Genomic DNA, 20,684 nt, shown 5'->3' with positions numbered 1-20,684 from the left:
CCCGGGCGGACTGCTTTCCCCTGACGCCACCGCATGACGTCGTGATACAACCGGGAACACCGTCCTACGGCTATGGCCGCGCCTGTCCGCCGAGCGCGCGGATACGGGTTGAATGCGCGGACACGGGTTGCCGATGCCTCGACCCGATACTCAGGCGCAATTTCATCCGAGCTTTCGTTCCAGCTTTCATCCGAGCGTTTCATCCGAGCGGAATGTACAAGGAGTAGGCGCGCATGATCTCAGCGACCATTGCGCAGCGTCGATTGTGGTTCATCCACTGCTTCGGGGGAAATCCGGAGACAGGGAACATCCCGCTCGTCCTGCGCATGGAGGGAAAGCTGGACGTCGCCGCCCTGGAAGCGGCCCTCACGGACCTGGTGATCCGCCACGAGGCATTGCGGACCGTTTTCCCCGAGGACGCGGACGGGCTGCCCCGGCCGACGGTGATTTCCGCCGGCGACGCCGAGGTGCGGCTGCCGGTCGTGGACGCGGCGCCGGAGGGCGTCGACAACGCCCTGCTGAAAGTCGCACGGCATTCCTTCGATCTCGCGGCCGAGTTGCCGGTGCGCGCCGAGGTGCTGCGCTGCGCCCCCGACCGCCACCTCCTTTTTCTGACGGTTCATCAGATCGCTGCGGACGAACGGTCGATGGAGCCGCTCATACGTGATCTGGAACGGGCCTACGCCGCACGCCGGAAGGGAGCGGCGCCGCGCTGGAGCGCTCTGTCCGCCCCCTGGGCACGGCACGTCGAGGACGAGCGGACCTTCCTGGCCCGGACGGAGCTGCCCGGCAGTGACGCGGAGCGGCAGATGGCGTACTGGCGAACGGAACTGGCCGGCCTTCCCGCCCCGATGCCGTTGCCGGCCGACCGGCCCCGCCCGCCGGAGCCGAGCGGCCGCTCGGCCGCCGTCTCCTTCACCTTGGAGGCCGATCTGGTCGAGGAGGCGGAGGAGCTGGCGCGCGCCAGGAACGTCCCCCTCGACTGCGTGCTCCGGGCGGCGCTGGCCGTGTTGCTCCACCAGAGGGGAAGCGGTGCGGACGTGCTCATGGGCACGCCACCCCCGGACCGTGCGGCCAAGCCGGGCGCGGATGCGGTCGGCCCGTTCCACGACATGGTGGTTCTGCGCGCCGATCTGCGCAAAAACCCCCCGTTCTCGGAACTCGTCGACCGGGTGCGGGCGAAGGAGCGGGCCGCCGCCGCCCATCCGGACATCCCCTTCGCCCACCTGGTCGAGCAACTCGCCCCGCAGCGCTCGGCGGCCTACCACCCGCTGGTCCAGGTGATGTTCGAGTGGCTGGAGCGGCCCGCGCCCGCGGTGCGCCTTCCCGGTCTGGTGACGACCGTGGAACGGCCGTGGGCACGCTCCGCGCGCTGCGACCTGCGCTTCACCCTGCGGCCCGGCGCTGTCGCCGGCGCCGGCGGCAGCGGCAGCGACAAGACCGTCGAGGCGGAGATCTCGTACGCCCGCGACGTGTTCGACCGGTCCACGATCGAGGTCATGGCGGCCGGTTTCGAGCGCATCCTCCGGCACGTGGTGCGGGACCCCCAGGTCAGGGTGGGCCGGGTCGACATGGGCGTCGACTTGGGCGACTTCGCGCAGGGGCGGCCGCCGCGAGCCCGGTCGGCGGGCGCGACGGCGGACCTGACCGGGCCGACCCTCCCGGAGCTGGTACGACGGCAGGTCGCCGCCACGCCCGACGCCATCGCGGTGAGCGACGGCACCACCTCCATGACCTACCGCCAGCTGGACGACAGGGCGTCGGGGCTGGCCCGCCATCTGCGGCGCGCCGGGGCCGGGCCGGAGAGCGTCGTGGGTCTCGCGCTCGCCCGCACGGCCGACCTCGTGGTCGCGCTGCTCGGCGTCCTGAAGTCCGGAGCCGCCTACCTTCCGCTCGACCCCCGCTACCCGAGCGGACGGCTGGGCTTCATGCTCGCGGACGCCGGCCCCCGCCTCATCCTCACGGACAAGGAGACCGGCGACCTGCTGCCGGACACCGACCTGCCCCGGTGCTACATCGATGCCCTCGGCGCCCCCGGCTCCCTCGGCGCTCTCGGCCCCGAAGGCCTCCAGGACGACGGCACCGGCCTCCCGCCCGAGGAACGACTGCTGCCGCACAATCTGGCGTACGTGATGTACACGTCGGGCTCGACGGGAACACCGAAGGGCGTCGCGATCACCCACGGCAACGTGGTCAACGGTGTGTCCCAACTGGCGCCGCTGGTGGGCATGCGCCCCGGAGCGGTCATGCTGGCCGGTACCTCGGTCAACTTCGACGTGTCCGTGTTCGAGGTCTTCACCGCACTCAGCACCGGAGCCAGGATCGACGTCGTCCGCGACGTGCTCGTCGTAGGGGAACGCGGCGGCTGGTCGGGGGACGTGCTGCACACCGTCCCTTCGGTGTTCGCCGACGTGCTCGACCAGGTGTCACGCGACCTCGACGTGCGGACCGTGTGCTTCGCCGGCGAGCGACTGCCCGCGGACCTCGTCCGGCGCGTGCGCGCGCAGCTGCCGACGGCTGAGATCGTCAACGCCTACGGGCAGACGGAGAGCTTCTACGCCACGACCCACACCGTCCCCCGGGACTGGGACGGCACGGGCGGCGTGCCGATCGGAACACCGCTGGGCAACATGCGCGCCTATGTGCTCGGCCCCGGCCTGATGCCACTGCCTCCCGGAGTCGCCGGCGAGCTGTACGTCGGCGGCGCCGTGGGCCGCGGGTACCACGCCAGACCCGGTCTGACCGCCGATCGCTTCGTGGCGGACCCCTTCGGCGCCCCGGGCGAGCGGATGTACCGCACCGGCGATCTGGCACGCTGGAACCCCGACGGGCAACTGGAACACCTGGGGCGCGCGGACGCGCAGATGAAGATCCGCGGCATCCGCATCGAACCCGCCGAGATCGAAGCGGTCCTCGGTGCCCACCCCGGCATCGCCCAGGCGGCGATCGCCGTCCGCCCCGCGGGGGGCGCCGGCGGCAGCCGGATCGTGGCCTACGTCGTGCCCGCCGACCTGCCCGCCGACCTCGCGGCCGACCGGCCCGAGGACCAGCTGGCACCGCGGCGGCTGCGACGCCACGTCGCCGACCGGCTGCCCGCCTTCATGATCCCGTCCTCGTTCGTCGTGCTCGGTCAGCTTCCGCTGGCCCCCAACGGCAAGCTGGACCGGTCCCGGCTGCCCGAACCGGGGCAGGCGGACAAGAAACGGCGGGAACCGCGTACCCCGCTGGAACGCGACCTCGCCGCCCTGTTCGCCGAGACGCTGCGCCACACCTGCGTCGGCGTCGATGACGACTTCTTCGAGATCGGCGGAGACTCGTTTCTCGCCGTACGCCTCGTCAACCGCGTCCATGCCGAACTCGGGCCGGGACTGACGATGCGCGCGTTCTTCGCCGCGCCGACCGTGGCGGGCGTGGCGGACCACCTTCCCTCCCGCGCGGTGAGGCCCGTGGGCGAGCCCGGGTGGTCGGGGTGAGGAGGCGTCGTAAGGAGGCGTCGGCCGGGTGGGTCAGGCGGACGGCCTCGGCGACGAGATCTGCTCCTGGCTGAGTGCAGGCCGCTCGCGCCGCTGCCGCCGGGGACGGGTCCACACCGACCGGATCACCTGGTTCCCGGCGGACAGGGGGCCTCCGCGCCGATCCGTGTGCGCCGTCCCGGTCGGCTCATGCCGCCGACGTGGTGCGCCGAGGCACGGCGGACAGGATGTCGCCGACCAGCTCGTCGGTGTCGATCCACAGGTGGAAGTGCCCGCCGGGACGTTCGCGCGTGCTGAACGGGCCGGTGGTCCGCGCTGCCCACGCGCTCATGTCCACGTCGCGTGTGAGCGGGTCCTCGGGGCTGTGGTAGCAGCGCACCGGACAGGGCAGCGGCCGCACCTGGGGCGCGGGCCGGTACAGCTCGCCCGCCCGCACGTCCGCGCGCAGCGCGGGCAGCACCAGCTCGCGCAGCTCCGGGTTCTGGGCGATCGCGGGGTCGATGCCGCCGAGCGCGCACACCGACGACCACAGCTCCTCGTCGGTGGCCCGGTGGGTGAGCAGGCTGCGCCGCTCGCCCGGGGCGGCGCTCCCGGAGACGAACAGGTAGGCGGGCGGGCAGCCGCGGTCGCGCAGGACCAGCGCGGTCTCGTACGCCACCATCGCGCCCAGACTGTGCCCGAACAGCGCGTACGGGGCAGGGTCGTCCGAGGTGAGCCGCAGCAGCTGCGCGGCGATGTGCGCGCTCATCTCCCCGATGCTGCCCATCAGGGGCTCCGCGCACCGGTCGCCGCGGCCGGGGTACTGCACCGCGAGCAGCTCCACGTCCGGCGGCATCACCGTGGCCCAGGCGCTGTAGCTGGTCGCCGATCCGCCGGAGTGCGGCAGGCACACCACGCGAGCGGCGGGCCGGGCCACCTCGTTCAGCGGCCGTATCCAGCCAGGGTTGCTTCGGACCATGACGGATCCTCCACTGCTCAAGCCACGGTGCGCGGTCATCCCGCAGGCTCTCATGCCGCGGGTGACGGCGATCGCCAATCTTTCGGCTCTCGTTCAGCGGCGGCGGGCTTTGTGTGCGTGGGGGGCGCCCCGCGTCAGGCCGCGCTCGACAGGTGGCGGCGCCGGGACTCCTGCTGCCTGATGCCGAGGGGAGCGGCCGGTGCCTGCCGGTCCGACAGGTAGCGCAGCACGGCGAGCACCCGGCGGTTGTCGCTCGGGCCTCCGGGGATGTCGAGCTTGTCGAAGACCGCCGCGACCCGCTTCTCCACCGTTCCCTGGGAGACGACGAGCCGTTCGGCTATCGCGCTGTTGGTGCGGCCCTGCGCCATGAGCGCGAGGACCTCCGACTCCCGTTCGCTGAGCGTGCCGAGCCCGCCGCCGCGCCCGTCCCGAGGCCCCTCGCGGCGCCCGTGGACGGTGGCCGTCGCCAGCGCCCTGACCATGCGGGGGTCGACGACCATGCCGCCCGCCGCGATGCGGGTGAGCGTGTCCACCAGGCCGTCGTAGTCCGTCATACGGTCCTGGAGCAGATACGCGAGGCCCGCGCCGTCGCCCGTGAACAGGCGGGCGACGTGCTCCGGTTCGGGAGTCGCCGAGAAGAGCAGGACGCCGATGCCCGGGTGTCGTCGACGCACGTCCAAGGCGGCGCCCACACCCTCGTCGCTCCAGGTCGGCGCGAGGCGGACGTTGGTGATGAGCACGTCGGGGGTGTGCGTGGCGACCAGGGCGGGCAGCACCCGGGCGTCGTGGACGGGCGGGGCGAGCTGGTGGCCTTGGGCGCTGAGCACGTGTGCCAGGCCCGCCCTGAGGATCGCGGAGCCTTCGGCGATGACGAGACGCATGGCGGATCACTTCCTCGGCCAGGGTAGGCTGGTGTCAACCGTCCAACTCGATGGGACAAAAGGTGAGTTGGGTGACATCTCAGTCGCCGGCTGCCTCGGCCTCGGCACCTGCGCACCGCTGCTCGAAGAGGTCTGCCATATGGGCCAGGGTGGGGGTCCGGGCGAAGTCGTCGACGGACAGGCGCCGCTCCAGCGCCATCACCAGCCGCGCGGCGGCCCGCGAAGTGCCGCCGATCTCGAAGAAATTGTCGCTGCGGCGGATGCGCTCGACCGGAACGCCGAGCGCGTCGGCCCACAAAGCGGCCAGCTCGCGTTCGCCGGCGCCCGGGGGGTGGCCCGCGTCCTCGCGGATCTCGGCGGCCCCGGCCTGGCCGGGGGACTGGTACTCCACGTCGCCGGTCATCTGCTCCGCCTCCACCTGGGATGTTCGCTCCACCGCGGGCCGGTCGGGCCGCACGTCTTCCTGTGGACACGACGCTAGGGAGCAGCCTTATCGACGCGATATCGCTCCCGTTGCGGCGGGCACGGTTGAACGGGGACGGAGACGGGGACGGAGACGGGGACGGGGACTGACACGGAGACGGCGGCGGCGCGGCGCCGTGACGGACGGCGCCGCGCCGCCTGCGAGGCGGCCCGGGTCCCCGGGCCCGGCGGGAGGGTCAGTCCACGCCCTCCAGAAGCCGCTGCAGTGCTCCGACCCGCCGGCACAGCTCGGCCACTTCGGAGCGCAACTCCTGCTGCTGTGCCGCGGCGTGGTCCGCGGTGCGCCGCTCCCGTTTCCAGGTCGACGAGACCCAGACCAGTCCCGTGGCGAGCAGAGCCGTCGTGCTCAGCATCACCGAGCCGGCGACCGCCGCGCCTGCCATGGAATCCATCGTGCCGCCCTCCCTCTGGGCCCTAGGCCCTGCCGAAATATGCGGGGCAATACCGAAGTTACGCGGCCGCGGACGCACGCGCCATGGAGGAAATCCTCCATGTTCGGCCATTCCTCTGTGCCGCGTCATGCCTCTGTATTTCTTTTTTGGGCATGCCCGTGGGCCCCAGGACCAATGTCCGGGGCCGACGGGCCATGCGCACCCAGAAATGCTTTCCGGGTGTCAGATCGATTTGTCCGCGGTTTCGAGAACTCCGGCCGCCGCCGCTGCCAGTTCGCGCTCCGTGCGCTCCTTGATGATGGCATCGGCTATTTCACCGCTCCGCACGGCGATATTCGAAAGGAGCGACGACGTCAGACCGTGGGTGTGCTCCGTACCGCCCTGGAGATGGATGCCGCAGGTGAGTTCCGGCGTGGTGACGAGCCGGTAGTCGCGGGTCACCCGGTGACGTCCCGACTCGTCTCGCAGGCAGTAGCGGTCGAGGTCGCCGAGCAGGCTCGTCGGGTCCATGGTGGCGTAGCCGGTGGCGAAGACGATCGCGTCGACGCCCAGTTTCCGCTCCGCGCCGTCCAGCCGCTCCAGCAGCACGCTCGCCGCACGCCCGTCCCGTGTCACGGACTTCACCTTCGTCTGGTTGTGGAAGTGCAGCCGCTTGGTGCCGGACACCTCCTCGTCGTAGGAGATCTGGTAGAGCTCCCTGATGTCGGCGTCGTCCACCACCCCGTAGTTCGTGTTGCGGTGGTAGCGCCAGAACGCCTCGCGCGTCGGCTCGTTGCCGAAGTAGTAGTCGTCGACCGCGTCGGCGTCGAAGACCTGGTTGGCGAAGGGCGTGTCGTCCGCGATGGAGTAGCCGTAGGAGGGGAAGACGGCGTGCACCTGCGCGTGCGGCAGCTGCGCGTAGAAGAACTTGGTGATCTCCGCCGCGCTCTGCCCGGCACCGACCACCGCGACGCTCTTCAGCTGTGCGGGGTTGGCCCGGCGGTACTTGGCCAGGAACTCCGAGCTGTGCCAGACCCGTTCGTCGCGCACCACGCCGTCCGGCATGCGCGGCTCGAGGCCGGTCGAGATGACGACGTTGTGCGCGTTCACCAGCCGGGCGGTGCCGCCCACGGTGTCGCGGACCTCGATCTGCACGTGGTCGGGTGAGCCGCCTGCGCCGTTTCGGGGCCGCCGTATCGCGGTGACGGCCGAGTTGTAGGTGACCACGTTGGTCATGCTCGACTCCGCCCATTCCAGGTACTGGTGGAATTCCTGGCGGGTCGGGAAGAAGTCCTTGCGGTTCACGAACTGGGCGAGCCGGCCCTGCGCGTGCAGGAACGACACGAAGCTGAACCGCGACACCGGATTCCGAAAGGTGACCAGGTCCTTCAGAAAGGAGATCTGCATGGTCGCCGACGGCAGCAGCATATTACGGTGCCAGCCGAACTGCGGCTGCCGCTCGAAGAAGGCAGAGGTCACCGGGTTGGTCAGAACATTGGCGTGATGCTCCTCCAAGGAGATGGCGAGCGACAGATTGGACGGGCCGAATCCGATGCCAACCACATCGTAGGTGTCAATTTCGCGAGCACTCATGGGTATTCTCCCGCTGGCGTTGCTGTGACGTGGACAGGACTCGGCGCCCCCGTCGACGGATGGGGTCAGGCCTGGGCCTGGTGGCGGATCTCCAACGTGCAGCACTTCACGCTGCCGCCCGCCTTGAGCAGTTCGGACAGATCCACACCGACCGGCTCGAACCCGCGGCGCCGCAGCTGCTCGGCGGCCCCGGTCGCGGTGTCGGGCAGGAACACGTGGAGCCCGTCGGACACCGCGTTGAGGCCAAAGGCCTCCGCGTCGGCCTCCTCGACGACGACCGCCTCGGGGAAGAGCTCGCGCAGGGTGGCGAGGCTGTCCTTGGAGAAGGCTCCCGGGTAGTACATGACTTCGGTGTCGGAGAGCACGGCGAGCGCCGTGTCCAGGTGGTAGAAGCGCGGGTCGGTCAGGGTGAGGGTGACCACCTGGCAGCCGAGGGCCTCGCCCAGTTCGGCGTGGGCGCGCGGGTCGGTGCGGAAGCCGGTGCCCGCCAGGATCGTGCCGCCCACCACCATGTAGTCGCCCTCGGCCTCGTTGACGTACGTGGCGGAGCGGACCTCGCGGTAGCCGCAGGAGGTGAACCATTCCTGGTAGGCCGAGGCCTCGGCGGCCCGTTCCTGGTGGCGGAACCTGGCGACCAGCACCCGGTCGTCCACGACGGTCGCGCCGTTGGCGGAGAAGACCATGTCCGGCAGGCCCTCGACGGGCTCGATGAGATCGACGGTGTGTCCGTACTCCTGATAGAGCAGTCTCAGACCCTCCCACTGCTCGATCGCCAGGTCGGTGTCGACCGGCTTGCCGGGGTCCATCCAGGGGTTGATCGCGTAGGTGACGTCGAAGTACGTCGGACGGCACATCAGGTAGTGGCGGTGTGTGGCCTGACGGACAGCCAGGGTCTGGGACAACGGTCTGCTTCCTCTCGGTCGGTGGATCTCGGGTTCTGCTCGGTCGGTGGAACTCGGGTTCTGCCGGGGCCGGTGGCCGGAGCGCTTGTGCCTCCCCCGCCACCGCTGTCGCCGGCGGGGGTCAGGCGGCGTCGCGTTCGATGGGGCAGCTCATGCAGCGCGGGCCGCCGCGGCCCCGGCCGAGCTGGTCGCCCCTGATCCGCAGCACCTCGATGCCGTTCTCCTCGAGCATCCGGTTGCTCTGCTCGTTGACCTCGTAGGCGATGACGCTGCCGGGAGCGACGGCCAAGAGGTTGCAGCCGTCGTTCCACTGCTCGCGCTCGGCGCCGTACGCGTCCTGCTCGGTCTGCAGGACGCGGACCCTGTCCAGGCCGAGCGCGGCGGCGACCGCGGCGAAGAGATCCGCGTTCTCGGTGACATCGGGGACCTGGCCGGCCCCGGGTGTCAGCGTCCAGGACCGCAGCCCGGCGCGGTCGAGGCCGGTGAAAAGGGTGAAGGCGTCCTTGTCCACCATGGTCATCACCGTGTCCAGGTGCATGAACGCGCGGGCCTTGGGCAGCTCCACGGCGATCACGCGCTCGGCCGAACCGGCGTGGAAGAGACGGCGAGCGAGGATCTCCACACCGGCGGGCGTGGTGCGCTCGCCGAGGCCGACCAGGACGGTGCCGTTGCCGATCACCTCGACGTCGCCGCCCTCGATCGCGGCCGGCGCCATCGCCTCGCCGTCGATCCAGCGCTGCGCGCCGTCCTCCGCGAACAGCGGGTGGAAGTTGTAGATCGCCTCGTAGTTGACCGTCTCGCGCTTGCGCCCGGCCTTGCGCATCGGGTTGACCGAGACACCGCCGTAGACCCAGCAGCTGGTGTCGCGGGTGAACAGCGAGTTGGGCAGCGGCGGCAGAACGAAATCGTCGTCGGCCAGCAGGTCGAGGCCGAAGGAACGGACTCCGTCGCCGCGCTCTCCCAGCGCCTCCATGAGCTCGCGTTTGCTCAGGCCGCCCAGCAGGTGCGTGGCCAGGTCGTCGGGTCCCATCGCGGTGAGGACCTGCTGGGCCGCCCGAGCCAGCGCGGCACCCAGGTGGGGCTGCCGGTCGTCCAGGATGCGGTCGAGTATGAAGGCCACCGCCTCCTCGGCCTTGACCGTCTCGGCGAGCAGCTCGTGCAGGAGATGGACCGTGACTCCCCGGTCGCGGAAGAGCTGTTGGAAAGCCTGGTGCTCCTCCTTCGCCCGGGAGACCCAGACGACGTCGTCGAAGAGCAGCTCGTCCTTGTTGTTCGGGGTCAGCCGTTCGAAATCCAGGCCGGGCTCGTGCAGGATGACTTGCTTCAGCGCACCGACCTCAGAATTCACATGGAACATGTTCTCGCCTCACTTCGATCCTGGGCAGTTACTGCGCGCCCATCGAAGTTAGCCACGCGAGTTTCCCTTTCGTTATCGAACTCTTTTCGGCCGACGAGGGCTCTCTCCCGCGGGCGCTCGGCCGGCGAAGTCGGACCGATAACGAATCGAAAAGAGGCACGGCTAGTTTCCTCGGCAGTGAAGCAAGACACAGTCCACGCCGAAGCCGAAGGGGCGGTACCAGATGTACGTTCCCCCGCCGTACCGGGAACCGGACGGTTCCTGGATGGCCGACCTGATCCGCGGCAACCCGCTGGCACTCCTGGTGAGCAACGGCACGGACGCCGAGGGTCCGTTCGCCACCCACCTGCCCGTGATCCCGGACCCGCGGACGACCGGCGAATGGTCCGCCGACCTGTCGGGCACCACCCTGCTCGGGCACATGAACAGGGCGAATCCGCACTGGGCCGCGCTGGAGACGGGGGCCACCGCGCTGCTGGCCTTCACCGGACCGCACGCCTACGTGTCACCGACGGTGTACGGGGTGACCCCGGCGGCTCCCACCTGGAACTTCACCTCGGTGCATGTGCGCGGCACGATCGAGAGGATCGACGAGGCCACGTCGGCCGAGGAGGCACTGCAGGTGGTGAAGTCCACCGTCCGGGCCTTCGAGAGCCGGTTCGGAACCGGCTGGGACATGTCCGAGTCCCTCGGCTACTTCCGCAAGATCCTGCCGGCCGTGGGCGCGTTCCGGTTCACCGTCTCCGGCGCCGACGGCATGTTCAAACTCAGCCAGGAGCAGGCGCCCCAGATCCGGGACCGCGTACAGCAGTCGTTCAGTCAGCGCGCGTGCAGCCGCCATCGGGCCACCGCCGCACTGATGGAGCAGTTGCCATGATGCCCGTCTATCTGGACCTGGGGATCCGCGAGACGTCCAAAGTCGCGGCCAGAATCCTTTCTGTTTCCCTTCGCAGGGCGCACCGGTGGATTTCTGAAAAGGGGACGCCGCCCCGCCGACCGGCCGCAGCGGATTCCCTTTCCGTAGTTCGGCCCGATACCACGTCACCCTTTTTCTAGGAGGAATTCCATGTCGGCCTTTTCAGCCAGGACCCCAGACGGCGTGGCGATCTCAGCCGTGGGGCTGCGCAAGGCGTACGGGGAGCACCAGGTGCTCGACGGGGTGGATCTGCACATCCCGGAGGGGTCGGTGTTCTCGCTGCTGGGTCCGAACGGAGCCGGCAAGACGACCACGGTGAAGATCCTGTCCACGCTCACCCCCGCGGACGCCGGGCAGGCCAGCGTCGTCGGACACGATGTGGCGTCGGACCCGGACGGGGTGCGCGCGAGCATCGGCGTCACGGGCCAGTTCTCCGCGGTGGACATGTTCCACAACGGGGAGGAGAACCTTCAGCTGATGGCCCGGCTGTGGCACCTGGACCGCAAGGTCGCCAAGGAGCGCTGCTCCCGGCTGATCGAGCAGTTCGACCTGGTCGAGGCCGCCAGGAAGCCGGTGATCACCTACTCCGGCGGCATGAAGCGCCGCCTGGATCTGGCCATGACCCTGGTCGGCGCCCCGCGTGTGATCTTCCTGGACGAGCCCACCACCGGACTGGACCCGCGGGTGCGCCGGGCGATGTGGGACCTGATCCGCGATCTGGTCGCCGACGGGGTCACCATCTTCCTGACCACCCAGTACCTGGAAGAGGCCGACCAGCTCGCCGACCGGGTCGCGGTCCTCAACGGCGGCCGCCTCGTCGCCCAGGGGACGCCCGAGCAGCTCAAGCGGCAGATCCCCGGCGGCAGCGTCGACCTGCAGTTCACCACGCCCGCCACGCTCGAACAGGCCGCCCAGGTCCTGTCCGACACGCCTGTCACCCGCGACGACGACACCCTCACCCTGCGCGTGTCCGGTGACGGCTCCGCCGCCTTCGTCCAGCACGTCCTGGGCCGCCTGGATGCCACCACCGTCCACGAGCTGTCCCTGAAGACCCCCGACCTCGACGACGTCTTCCTCGCCCTGACCGGCCAGAGCGACACCACCGCTCCCGCCGGCAGCGCCGTCCCCGCCCCCGCCGACACCGAGAAGGTCCTGGCATGAGCACCGTCAGCTACGCGATCGCCGACTCCGCCACCATGGTGCGCCGCAACATCAAGAACGTGCTGCGCTACCCCACCACCCTCATCGCCGTCATCGGCATCCCGGTGCTGTTCCTGCTGCTGTTCGTCTACGTCTTCGGCAATGTGCTGGGCGCGGGCGTGGCCTCCCTGCCGAGCGGCAACCGCGACTACGTCAACTACGTCCTTCCCGGCCTGATCCTCATGACCGCCGCGACCGGCTCCCTCAGCACCGCGGCGGCCACCAACATCGACATGACCGAGGGCATCATCGCCCGGTTCAAGACCATGGCGATCTTCCGGCCGTCCATCCTCATCGGCAGGGTCACCTCCGCCGTCCTGCAGACCCTGGCCTCCATGGCCGTGGTCTTCTTCGTCGCCTGGCTCATGGGCTTCCACCCCAACGCCAACGCCGTCGAATGGCTCGGCGTCCTGGGCCTGCTGACCGCCGCCGCCTTCGCCCTGACCTGGCTCGGTGTCGCCTTCGGCATGGCCGCCAAGACCCTCGACGCCGCCTCCAACGCCCCCTTCCCCCTCATCCTGCTCCCCTTCGTCGGCTCCGGCATCGTCCCCACCGACACCATGCCCACCGGCCTGCGCTACTTCGCCGAGTACCAGCCCTTCACCCCCCTGATCGAAACCCTCCGCGGCCTCCTCCTCGGCACCGAGATCGGCAACAGCGCCTACATCGCCCTCGCCTGGTGCGCCGGCATCACCGTCCTCGGCTTCACCTGGTCCATGAAGCACTTCAACAAGGACCGCACCAACTGACCCCCCAAGACATCCAGCACCGCACGCACCGCCGCACCACCGACACACCGCACCACCGCACCACCGCACCACCAGTCCTGAAAAAACGTGCAGCTCAGTCCTTCGAGGCGCAGTGACGCGAGATGAGGTAAAGGTGATGACACGTCAGTCAGTTGCTGCCCAGGTGCGAACGACGCGGCAGGGCAGCCGTTCCCGGTCGGGCGAGCAGGCGGAGCTGCTCCGGGCCGGCATGGTTACCCTGCATCACACCGACCCCGAGCTCGCCGCACTGCTCGACACCGAGGTCGCCCAGCAGAACTCCACGCTCGCGATGGTCGCGTCGGCGAGCATCGCGGACCCGTCCGTCCTCGCCGCCGGCGGATCGGCCCTGTCGAACGTGACCGCCGAGGGCTATCCAGGAGCCCGGTACCACCCAGGGGCCCAGCAGTTCGACGCGGTCGAGACCCTGGCGGTGGAGCGGGCCAAGCACCTGTTCGGCGCGCGGTACGCCAACGTGCAGCCGCACTCCTGCTCCTCCGCCAACCTCGCGGTCCTCTCGGCGCTGATGCGCCCGGGTGACACGCTGCTCGGCCTCGACCTCGACGCGGGCGGCCACCTCACGCACGGCTCGCGCGCGTCGGTGAGCGGACGCCACTACAACTCCGTCTCCTACGGCCTGGACGAGAGCGGCCGCATCGACTTCGCGCGGCTGACGGACCTGGTCCTGGAGCACCGGCCCCGCGTGCTGATCGCCGGAGCCAGCGCCTACCCCCGTACGATCGACTTCGCCCGGTTCAGGGCCATCGCCGACACCGTCGGGGCGTACCTGCTCGCGGACATCTCCCACATCGCGGGCCTGGTGGCCGCCGGCCGCCACCCGAACCCGGTGGACGTCGCGCACCTCACCACCACCAGTACGTACAAGCAACTGGGCGGCCCCCGCGGCGGGTTGATCCTCAGCGGGCGGGAGTACAAGACGCCCGGCCCCGACGGCCGCACTCCACTGCACCGGCTGATGCAGCGCGCGGTCTTCCCGCAGTCGCAGGGCACGCCCAGCCCGGCGTCCATCGCCGCCAAGGCCCGCGCCTTCGCCGTGGCCGCCGAGCCCGCCTTCCTGGAGACGGCACGGCTGATCGTGCACAACGCCCGGGCCCTGGCCCGTGAGCTGTCCACCCTCGGCTACCAGGTCCTGACCGGCGGCACCGACAACCACATGGTCCTGATCGACGTCACCAGCGCCGGTCTGAGCGGTGTGGTCGCCGAGCGCGCCCTAGAGGAGTGCGGCATCCTCGCCAACCGCAACCGCATCCCCGGTGACACCAAGCCGCCGCTGGTCACCAGCGGTCTGCGCCTGGGCACCAACATCCTCGCGCAGCGCGGGATGGGCCCCGAGCAGATGCGCGAGTGCGCGCAACTGCTGCACACCGTCCTCGCCGGCACCACCGCGCGGTCGGACACCGAGTACCGGATCGACCCGGCTCTGGTCACCATCGTCCGTGAGGAAGTCCGGTGGCTGTGCTCCTGCCATCCCCTGCCCATCGACACCACCGCCCATGTCCCGGTTTCCCTGATCGGAGTCGGAACATGACCGACCGCCGGCCCGCCTCAGACACCCGTCACCACTCGGGCGCCCAGCCCTGGCCTCCCGTGCTCGTACCGGCGGACCAGCCGCGCCGCCCGGGGGCGGCCCCCCGGTGCTCGGCCGTGGAGAGCACCGACCTGGAATCCAGGTCTGTACGGGAGCGCGTCCTGGCCGCCGCGTTCGCGGCGGTGCTCCACCGCTACACCGGCCAGGACCGTATCGCCCTCGCCGCCCCGGACGGCGAGATCCGCTTCCAGGTCACCGGCGAGTCGACGCTGCGGGACCTGGCCGCGCACAGCACCACCGCGGACGCGACCGGAACCTGCCCCGCCGGCTTCACGGCCGGCGCTACGCCGCCCGAGGACGGCGCCCCCTTCGAGCTCCACCTGGTCGTACGCGACAAGAAGGCGGAACTCCACTACGACACCGAGCTGTTCGAGCGCTCCACGGTGCTCCGGCTGCTCGACCACTACCGCACGCTCCTCTTCGACGGACTGCGCCACCCCGAGCACACCGTGAGCCGGCTGCGGCTCCTCACCGACGAGGAACTGCACCGCACCCTCGTCGAGTGGAACCGGACCGAGACCGACCTGCCCGACCAGGGCTGCCTGCACGAGGCCTTCGAGGCCCGCGCGGACGCCGCGCCCGAGGCGGTCGCCGTCGTCCACGGCACCCATCGTCTGACGTACCGTCAGGTCAATGCGGAGGCCAACCGCCTCGCCCGCCATCTGCGCTCCCTGGGCGTGGGCCCGGACGTGCGGGTCGGCCTGTGCCTGGACCGCTCGCCCCAGCTCCTGATCGCGGAGCTCGCCGTGCTCAAGGCCGGCGGCGCCTATGTGCCGCTCGACCCGGACTACCCGGCGCAGCGGATCGCGACCATGGTGGGCGGCACCTCCTGCGCCGTGATGATCAGCCGCACGGAACTGCGCTCGAACCTGCCCGCGCACACCGAGCGGGACCTGCCGCTGGTGCTGCTCGACCGGGACGCCGAGGTTTTGTCCAGACTGCCCGGACACAATCTGGGCCACATCGCCGACCCCGATCACCTGTGCTACATCATCCACACCTCGGGGTCGACGGGTGCGCCCAAGCCGATCGCGCTGCGCCACCGCGGCGTCCTGAACAACATCGCGGACCTCAACACCCGCTACGACGTGGGCCCCGGGGACTCGGTGCTCGCGCTGTCCTCGCCCAGCTTCGACATGTCGGTGTACGAGTTCCTGGGCCTGACCATCGCCGGCGGCACCGTGATCGTGCCCGACGCCGGGCACACGAAGGACCCCGCGCACTGGGCCGAGCTGCTCGTCGCCGAAGGCGTCACCGTCTGGAACTCGGCCCCGGCGCTGCTGAACCTGCTCACCGACCACCTGGAGCAGACCGGAGCGGAGCCGCTGCCGCGGCTGCGCCTGGCGCTGCTCGGCGGCGACTGGGTCCCGGTCACCCTGCCCGACCGGGTGCATGTCATCGCGCCCGGGCTGCGGTTCGTCGTGATGGGCGGGGCCACCGAGTCCTCCATCCACTCGACGATCTACGAGGTGGAGAAGACCGACCCGGAGTGGACGAGCATCCCCTACGGCCGCCCCATGGCGAACCAGCGGACGTACATCCTCGACGACGCCCTGCAGCCTGTGCCGCCGGGCGTGCCCGGCGAGCTGTACCTGGCGGGCGTGGGTCTGGCCCGCGGCTATCTGGACCGGCCGGAGCAGACCGCCGAGCGGTTCATCGACTGGGGTCACCCGGGTGTGGTGGAGGGCGAACGTCTGTACCGCACCGGTGACGCCGCCCGGTTTCGCCCCGACGGCCTGATCGAGCTGATCGGCCGCAAGGACTTCCAGGTCAAGATCCACGGGCTGCGGGTGGAACTCGGCGAGATCGAGTCCGTACTGCGCTCCCACCCGGACGTACGGCAGTGCGTGGTCCTCGCCCGCTCCCACCGGCTCGTCGCCTATGTGGTGCCCGAGGACGCCGACAGCGGGGCCACCGTCGACACCGGCGTACTGCTGGCGCTCGCGGCGGACAAGCTGCCCGCGTACATGGTGCCCGCCGCGGTCACGGTCCTGCACAAACTGCCGCTCACGCCGAACGGCAAGCTGGACCGCCTGAACCTGCCCGAGCCGGAGTTCGCCACCGCCGCCCACCGGGCACCGTCCTCGCCGGAGGAGGAGATCCTGGCCGCCGCCTTCGCCGAGGTCCTCGGCGTACGGCGGGTCGGCGTCGACGACGACTTCCTGGCCGCCGGCGGCGACAGCATCAAGGCGATCCAGGTCGTCACCCGGGCCCGCGCCCGCGGCCTGGAGGTCAGCCCGCGCCAGATCCTGCAGTGCCGTACCGTCGCCGCGCTCGCACCGGCCGCGACGAGCACGGCCCCCACCGCGATCGCCGCCGCCTCAGCTCCCCTGACAAGTGCCGGCTCCGCCCGCTTCCAGGCGTTCGCCGAGCGCTACCCGACGCTCTCGGACGTGTGGCCGCTGACCTCACTGCAGTCCGGCATCCTCTTCGAATCGACGCTCAGCGACAGCGGGTACGACGCGTACCAGATGCAGACCGTGTTCCACCTGGCCGGCGAGGTCGACGCCGCCCGGATGCGGGCGGCCGGGCAGGCACTGCTCGACCGGTACGCCAACCTGCGCGTGGCCTTCGTGCCGGACGCCGACGACAACCTGGTGCAACTCGTCGTCGACGGCGTCGAACTCCCCTGGCAGGAGCTCGACCTGAGCGAGGTCTCCTGCGCCGAACGCGACAAGGCCTTCAAACGGTTCCTCGCCGAGGACTACGCCACGCACTTCGACCGCACCCGTCCGCCGCTGCTGCGCCTGACCCTGGTGCGATTCGGCCCGGACCAGTACGAGCTGGTCCTGACCACCCACCACGTGCTGGTCGACGGCTGGTCCGAGCCGATCCTGATGCGGGACCTGCTGCACCTGTACGCCTCGGGCGGGGACGCCTCCCGGCTGCCGGCCGTCCGCGACTTCCGCGACTTCCTGTCCTGGCTGTCCCGGCAGGACCGGGCCGAGAGCGCGCGGGTGTGGAAGGAGGAGCTCGCCGGTGTCGGCGAACCGACGCTGCTCGCCCCGGCGCGCGCGCCGCGTGGCGGCACCTCCGGCGCCGCCGAGTCCCGCGTCAGCCTGTCCGAGGAGGAGTCGAGCCGCCTGTTCCGGCGCGCCTCGGAGCTGGGCGTCACGGTCAACACCCTGGTGCAGGGCGCCTGGGCGGTGCTGCTCGGCGCGCTCACCGGGCGCCAGGACGTGGTGTTCGGCGCGACGGTCTCCGGCCGTCCGGCGGCCCTGCCGGGCGTGGAGTCCATGGTGGGGCTGTTCATCAACACCCTCCCGGTACGGGTCCGCCTCGCACCCGGTGACACCCTCACCGAGCTGCTGACCCGCTTGCAGGACCGGCAGTCCGAGCTCCTGGACCACCACCACTACGGGCTCGCCGAGATCCACCAGGACCTGGGTGTGGACGCGCTGTTCGACACACTGGTGGCGTTCCAGTCGTACCCCGTGGACCGCGTCGGCATCGCGGAGGCCACCGCCGCCGCGGGCATCGAGGTCACGGGAACGAGCGCCGAGGGCGCCGCCAACTACCCGCTGGCTCTGATCGTCCAGACCGAAGGCGACGTACGTCTGACCCTGCAGTACCACCGGAACGTCTTCACCAAGGACGCGGTGGAGGTCATCGCCGCCCGGCTGCACGCGGTGCTGCGCCGGCTGACGGCGGATCCCGCCCGGCGCGTGGGCGCGGTCGACGTGCTCGTCGAGCGCGAGCGCGAGCGGAGCGCCGGCGGTCGGCGCACGGCCCTGCCCGCGCCGGCCGTGTCCGCGTCGGCCGTGTCCGCGCTGGTCGAACGGCAGGCCGCCGCGGCGCCGGACGCGGTCGCGGTGAGCGCGGACGGGAGCTCGCTGACCTACCGGGAGCTCAACACCTGGGCCAACCGCCTCGCGCACCGGCTGATCCGGCGCGGCGTCGGCCCCGAGTCCGTGGTGGGCCTCGCCCTGCCGCGCTCGGTCCAGCTGGCGGTCGCGCTGCTCGCGGTGCTGAAATCCGGCGCCGCGTTCACCCTGGCCGGCCCCGACGGGGCCGGCCCCGCGCAGGCGGCCGAGGTCGTCACACGGGCGGACGTCGACGCGCTCGGCGCGCAGCCCGCGGGACCGGCGGACAACCTCGACCCCACCGACGAGGACCGAGGCGCGCCCCTGGACCCGCACCACCCGGCATGGCTGCGCCGCCCGGTCGCCTCCCCCGGCGGCGACGTGGTGGTCACCCACCGCGCGCTGGCCCACGCCGCGCTGTGCTTCGCGGCGGAGGCGGAGCTGGCCTGTGGGACACGGCTGCTCGCGGCGTCGCCGCACGACGAGGCGATGGTCTTCGAGGTCCTCAGCGCACTGTGCTGCGGTGCCGACACCAAGGTGCCCACCGACATCGACTCCTTCGGCACGGAGTGGGGCTGGACGGGAGACGTCATCAGCACGGTCGCCCCGTTCTTCGCCGCCGTGCTCAACCGGTCCCCGGCCGTGATCTACGCGGGCACGGTGGTCCTCACCGGGGACACGCTGCCCGGCTCGTTCGTACGGCGACTGCGCGAGGTGATACCGGGCGTGCGGGTGGTCGGCACCTACGGCCCGGCCGAGACGGTCCGCGCCACCGCGTTCACCGCCACCGCGTGCACCGCGCGGGAGACGGATGCCGCGACGCCGCGCCGGCCGCTCGGCTCGCCGCTCGGCGCCATGCGCGTCTACGTGCTGGACCGCGCGCTGCGGCCCGTACCGACGGGCGTCACGGGCGAGTTGTACGTCGCCGGGGAGGTGGCGCGCGGCTACCACGGACAGGGCCGGCTGACCGCACAGCGCTTCGTGGCCGACCCGTACGGCCCCTTCGGCGCCCGGATGTACCGCACCGGGGACCTGGTCCGCTGGGGCGCGGACGGCACGCTCGAGTACGCCGGTCCGCAGCCGCGGCTGCGCGGACGCCGCGTCGCGACGGGCGACGTCGCGGCCGTCCTGGCCGCACACCCGGGTGTGTCCCAGGCGGCGGCGGCCATCCGCGGGGGCGACGGCGACGCGCAACTCGTCGGGTACGTCGCCCCGTTGCGCGCCACCGGCGGCATACCGGCGAAGGAGCTCCGCGAGTTCGCCGCGCGGCATCTGCCGGACCACCTGGTGCCCGCCACCGTGGTGATGCTGGAGGAGCTGCCACTGGCGACGGACGGAAGCGTCGACCAGGACGCGCTTCCCGAGCCCGGGGCCCTCGCCGACGCCGCCGCCGTCGTCGGCCCCCGCAGGGGACGCACCGAGCAGGAGGAGGCGGTCCGCAAGCTGGTCGCGGAGGTCCTTGGCGTCGACGAGGTCGGTATCGACGACAACCTCTTCGCCCTGGGCTGCAACTCCCTCAAGGCCACCCGCATCATCGGCCGGATACGCCGCACGCTCGGAATCGACACATCGATTCGTCTGCTGTTCGAGCACCCGACCATCGCGGAACTGTCCGGGCACTTCAAGCCCGCGGCCACCAAGAGCCGCCCCAGCCTGGGCAAGGGGCTCAGGCGCACGGCCACCAGCAACCCCGACGGGCCCGCCGAGGTGGCCCGCCGGATCCGCACCGAGATGAAGGAGCAGGTACCCCTCATGCGCAAGCAGGCCAAGGAAATGAAGGAGCAACTCACGGCGGAGCTCACCGCTTCGGCCCTCGAGCAGTGGAGCGGCGACGGCCTCCAGGCCAAGGTGGCCGCGGACATCGACCAGCGGATCCAGACCAGCTTGCAGCGGAGCTCGGGCTCGGGCTCGCTCGGGAGCAAGCCCGAGGGCAAGAACGCCAAAGAGTCGCAGCGGTTGCTGAAGCGGATGCTCGAGCGCTTCGGTGAGGAGGTCCGGGACGCCGGCCAGAACCGTTCCCTCACCGAGGAGCAGCTGGTCCAGGTCCAGGAGGTCCTCGCGGCCACCGCCGAATCCCTGCGCCCCCTCCTGCGGGAGGCTCCCTAAAGGTCGGCTGCCCCCGCCGACCGAGGCAGCGGCCCCGGGCGACGCGCGATCCCCCCGCGCGTCGCCCGGGGCCGCTCCACGTCCGTGTGACTTCGCGCGGTAGACGGCCAGAGGCGGGCAGAGAAGCCCAGGTCATCGCGTCGTGACGAGTCGTAGTTGGCCATTTCATCGATGGATGGTTGGCCAGACGGGATGTCGAAGGGCTGCTCCCGCCAGGCGTTTGTCGGCGCCGGTTGTAGTACGAGAGCCGGCGGAGGAGTTCCAG

The 20,684-nt window shown here is 71.0% G+C and carries 13 protein-coding genes; 6 read left to right on the top strand and 7 right to left on the bottom strand.

The genetic code is table 11. The annotated features are described in order from the left end of the window. The first annotated feature begins 233 nt into the window (after nucleotides 1-233). Nucleotides 234-3,473, top strand: coding sequence for an amino acid adenylation domain-containing protein (locus OG747_RS51500; protein ID WP_331765209.1), 3,240 nt, complete (start codon nucleotides 234-236; stop codon nucleotides 3,471-3,473). 187 nt (nucleotides 3,474-3,660) lie between these two features. Here OG747_RS51500 and OG747_RS51495 read toward each other — a convergent pair whose 3' ends face one another. The 7 genes from OG747_RS51495 to OG747_RS51465 form a co-directional block, all read right to left on the bottom strand. Next, complete coding sequence (locus tag OG747_RS51495; RefSeq protein WP_331743311.1) at nucleotides 3,661-4,431, bottom strand: alpha/beta fold hydrolase; 771 nt, start codon at nucleotides 4,429-4,431, stop codon at nucleotides 3,661-3,663. A gap of 134 nt (nucleotides 4,432-4,565) precedes the next feature. Next, the gene (locus tag OG747_RS51490; RefSeq protein WP_331765208.1) at nucleotides 4,566-5,312 is read right to left on the bottom strand and encodes a response regulator transcription factor; all 747 of its coding nucleotides are present in this window, start codon (nucleotides 5,310-5,312) and stop codon (nucleotides 4,566-4,568) included. Nucleotides 5,313-5,391: 79 nt separating this feature from the next. Continuing rightward, on the bottom strand, nucleotides 5,392-5,715 hold the full coding sequence (locus OG747_RS51485; RefSeq protein WP_331765207.1) for an acyl carrier protein: 324 nt from the start codon (nucleotides 5,713-5,715) through the stop codon (nucleotides 5,392-5,394). 256 nt (nucleotides 5,716-5,971) lie between these two features. Further along, complete coding sequence (locus tag OG747_RS51480) at nucleotides 5,972-6,187, bottom strand: hypothetical protein (RefSeq protein WP_331743317.1); 216 nt, start codon at nucleotides 6,185-6,187, stop codon at nucleotides 5,972-5,974. 222 nt (nucleotides 6,188-6,409) lie between these two features. Continuing rightward, on the bottom strand, nucleotides 6,410-7,759 hold the full coding sequence (locus tag OG747_RS51475; RefSeq protein ID WP_331743319.1) for a SidA/IucD/PvdA family monooxygenase: 1,350 nt from the start codon (nucleotides 7,757-7,759) through the stop codon (nucleotides 6,410-6,412). A gap of 65 nt (nucleotides 7,760-7,824) precedes the next feature. Beyond that, complete coding sequence (ddaH, locus tag OG747_RS51470) at nucleotides 7,825-8,661, bottom strand: dimethylargininase (protein ID WP_405886403.1); 837 nt, start codon at nucleotides 8,659-8,661, stop codon at nucleotides 7,825-7,827. A 121-nt stretch (nucleotides 8,662-8,782) separates the two neighbouring features. Then, nucleotides 8,783-10,018, bottom strand: coding sequence for an arginine deiminase (locus OG747_RS51465; protein WP_331743321.1), 1,236 nt, complete (start codon nucleotides 10,016-10,018; stop codon nucleotides 8,783-8,785). A gap of 223 nt (nucleotides 10,019-10,241) precedes the next feature. Here OG747_RS51465 and OG747_RS51460 point away from each other — a divergent pair, with 223 nt between their 5' ends. From OG747_RS51460 to OG747_RS51440, 5 genes are all read left to right on the top strand, one after another. After that, nucleotides 10,242-10,895, top strand: coding sequence for an FMN-binding negative transcriptional regulator (locus OG747_RS51460; protein WP_331765206.1), 654 nt, complete (start codon nucleotides 10,242-10,244; stop codon nucleotides 10,893-10,895). A gap of 189 nt (nucleotides 10,896-11,084) precedes the next feature. Further along, nucleotides 11,085-12,095 carry an ATP-binding cassette domain-containing protein gene (locus tag OG747_RS51455; RefSeq protein WP_331743325.1) on the top strand — a complete coding sequence of 337 codons (1,011 nt, stop codon included), beginning with the start codon at nucleotides 11,085-11,087 and terminating at the stop codon, nucleotides 12,093-12,095. After that, nucleotides 12,092-12,883, top strand: coding sequence for an ABC transporter permease (locus tag OG747_RS51450; protein WP_331743327.1), 792 nt, complete (start codon nucleotides 12,092-12,094; stop codon nucleotides 12,881-12,883). Before OG747_RS51455 ends, OG747_RS51450 begins: the two co-directional genes overlap by 4 nt. A gap of 229 nt (nucleotides 12,884-13,112) precedes the next feature. Further along, on the top strand, nucleotides 13,113-14,450 hold the full coding sequence (glyA, locus tag OG747_RS51445; protein ID WP_405886554.1) for a serine hydroxymethyltransferase: 1,338 nt from the start codon (nucleotides 13,113-13,115) through the stop codon (nucleotides 14,448-14,450). After that, complete coding sequence (locus tag OG747_RS51440) at nucleotides 14,447-20,419, top strand: amino acid adenylation domain-containing protein (protein ID WP_331765204.1); 5,973 nt, start codon at nucleotides 14,447-14,449, stop codon at nucleotides 20,417-20,419. The genes glyA and OG747_RS51440 overlap by 4 nt, the downstream gene beginning before the upstream one ends. Nucleotides 20,420-20,684: the final 265 nt, after the last annotated feature.

This window comes from Streptomyces sp. NBC_01384 (assembly GCF_045040035.1).
Lineage (GTDB): Bacteria > Actinomycetota > Actinomycetes > Streptomycetales > Streptomycetaceae > Streptomyces.
The sequence above is the reverse complement of the archived record's forward strand: the minus strand, read 5'-3'. Positions and strand labels throughout refer to the sequence as shown.

Coding starts and splice junctions, on each gene's coding strand:
- OG747_RS51480 (WP_331743317.1), bottom strand. CDS start 6,187: ATGGATTCCATGGCAGGCGCGGCGGTCGCCGGCTCGGTGATGCTGAGC.
- OG747_RS51440 (WP_331765204.1), top strand. CDS start 14,447: ATGACCGACCGCCGGCCCGCCTCAGACACCCGTCACCACTCGGGCGCC.
- OG747_RS51465 (WP_331743321.1), bottom strand. CDS start 10,018: ATGTTCCATGTGAATTCTGAGGTCGGTGCGCTGAAGCAAGTCATCCTG.
- glyA (WP_405886554.1), top strand. CDS start 13,113: ATGGTTACCCTGCATCACACCGACCCCGAGCTCGCCGCACTGCTCGAC.
- OG747_RS51455 (WP_331743325.1), top strand. CDS start 11,085: ATGTCGGCCTTTTCAGCCAGGACCCCAGACGGCGTGGCGATCTCAGCC.
- OG747_RS51450 (WP_331743327.1), top strand. CDS start 12,092: ATGAGCACCGTCAGCTACGCGATCGCCGACTCCGCCACCATGGTGCGC.
- OG747_RS51495 (WP_331743311.1), bottom strand. CDS start 4,431: ATGGTCCGAAGCAACCCTGGCTGGATACGGCCGCTGAACGAGGTGGCC.
- OG747_RS51460 (WP_331765206.1), top strand. CDS start 10,242: ATGTACGTTCCCCCGCCGTACCGGGAACCGGACGGTTCCTGGATGGCC.
- OG747_RS51490 (WP_331765208.1), bottom strand. CDS start 5,312: ATGCGTCTCGTCATCGCCGAAGGCTCCGCGATCCTCAGGGCGGGCCTG.
- OG747_RS51485 (WP_331765207.1), bottom strand. CDS start 5,715: ATGACCGGCGACGTGGAGTACCAGTCCCCCGGCCAGGCCGGGGCCGCC.
- OG747_RS51500 (WP_331765209.1), top strand. CDS start 234: ATGATCTCAGCGACCATTGCGCAGCGTCGATTGTGGTTCATCCACTGC.
- OG747_RS51475 (WP_331743319.1), bottom strand. CDS start 7,759: ATGAGTGCTCGCGAAATTGACACCTACGATGTGGTTGGCATCGGATTC.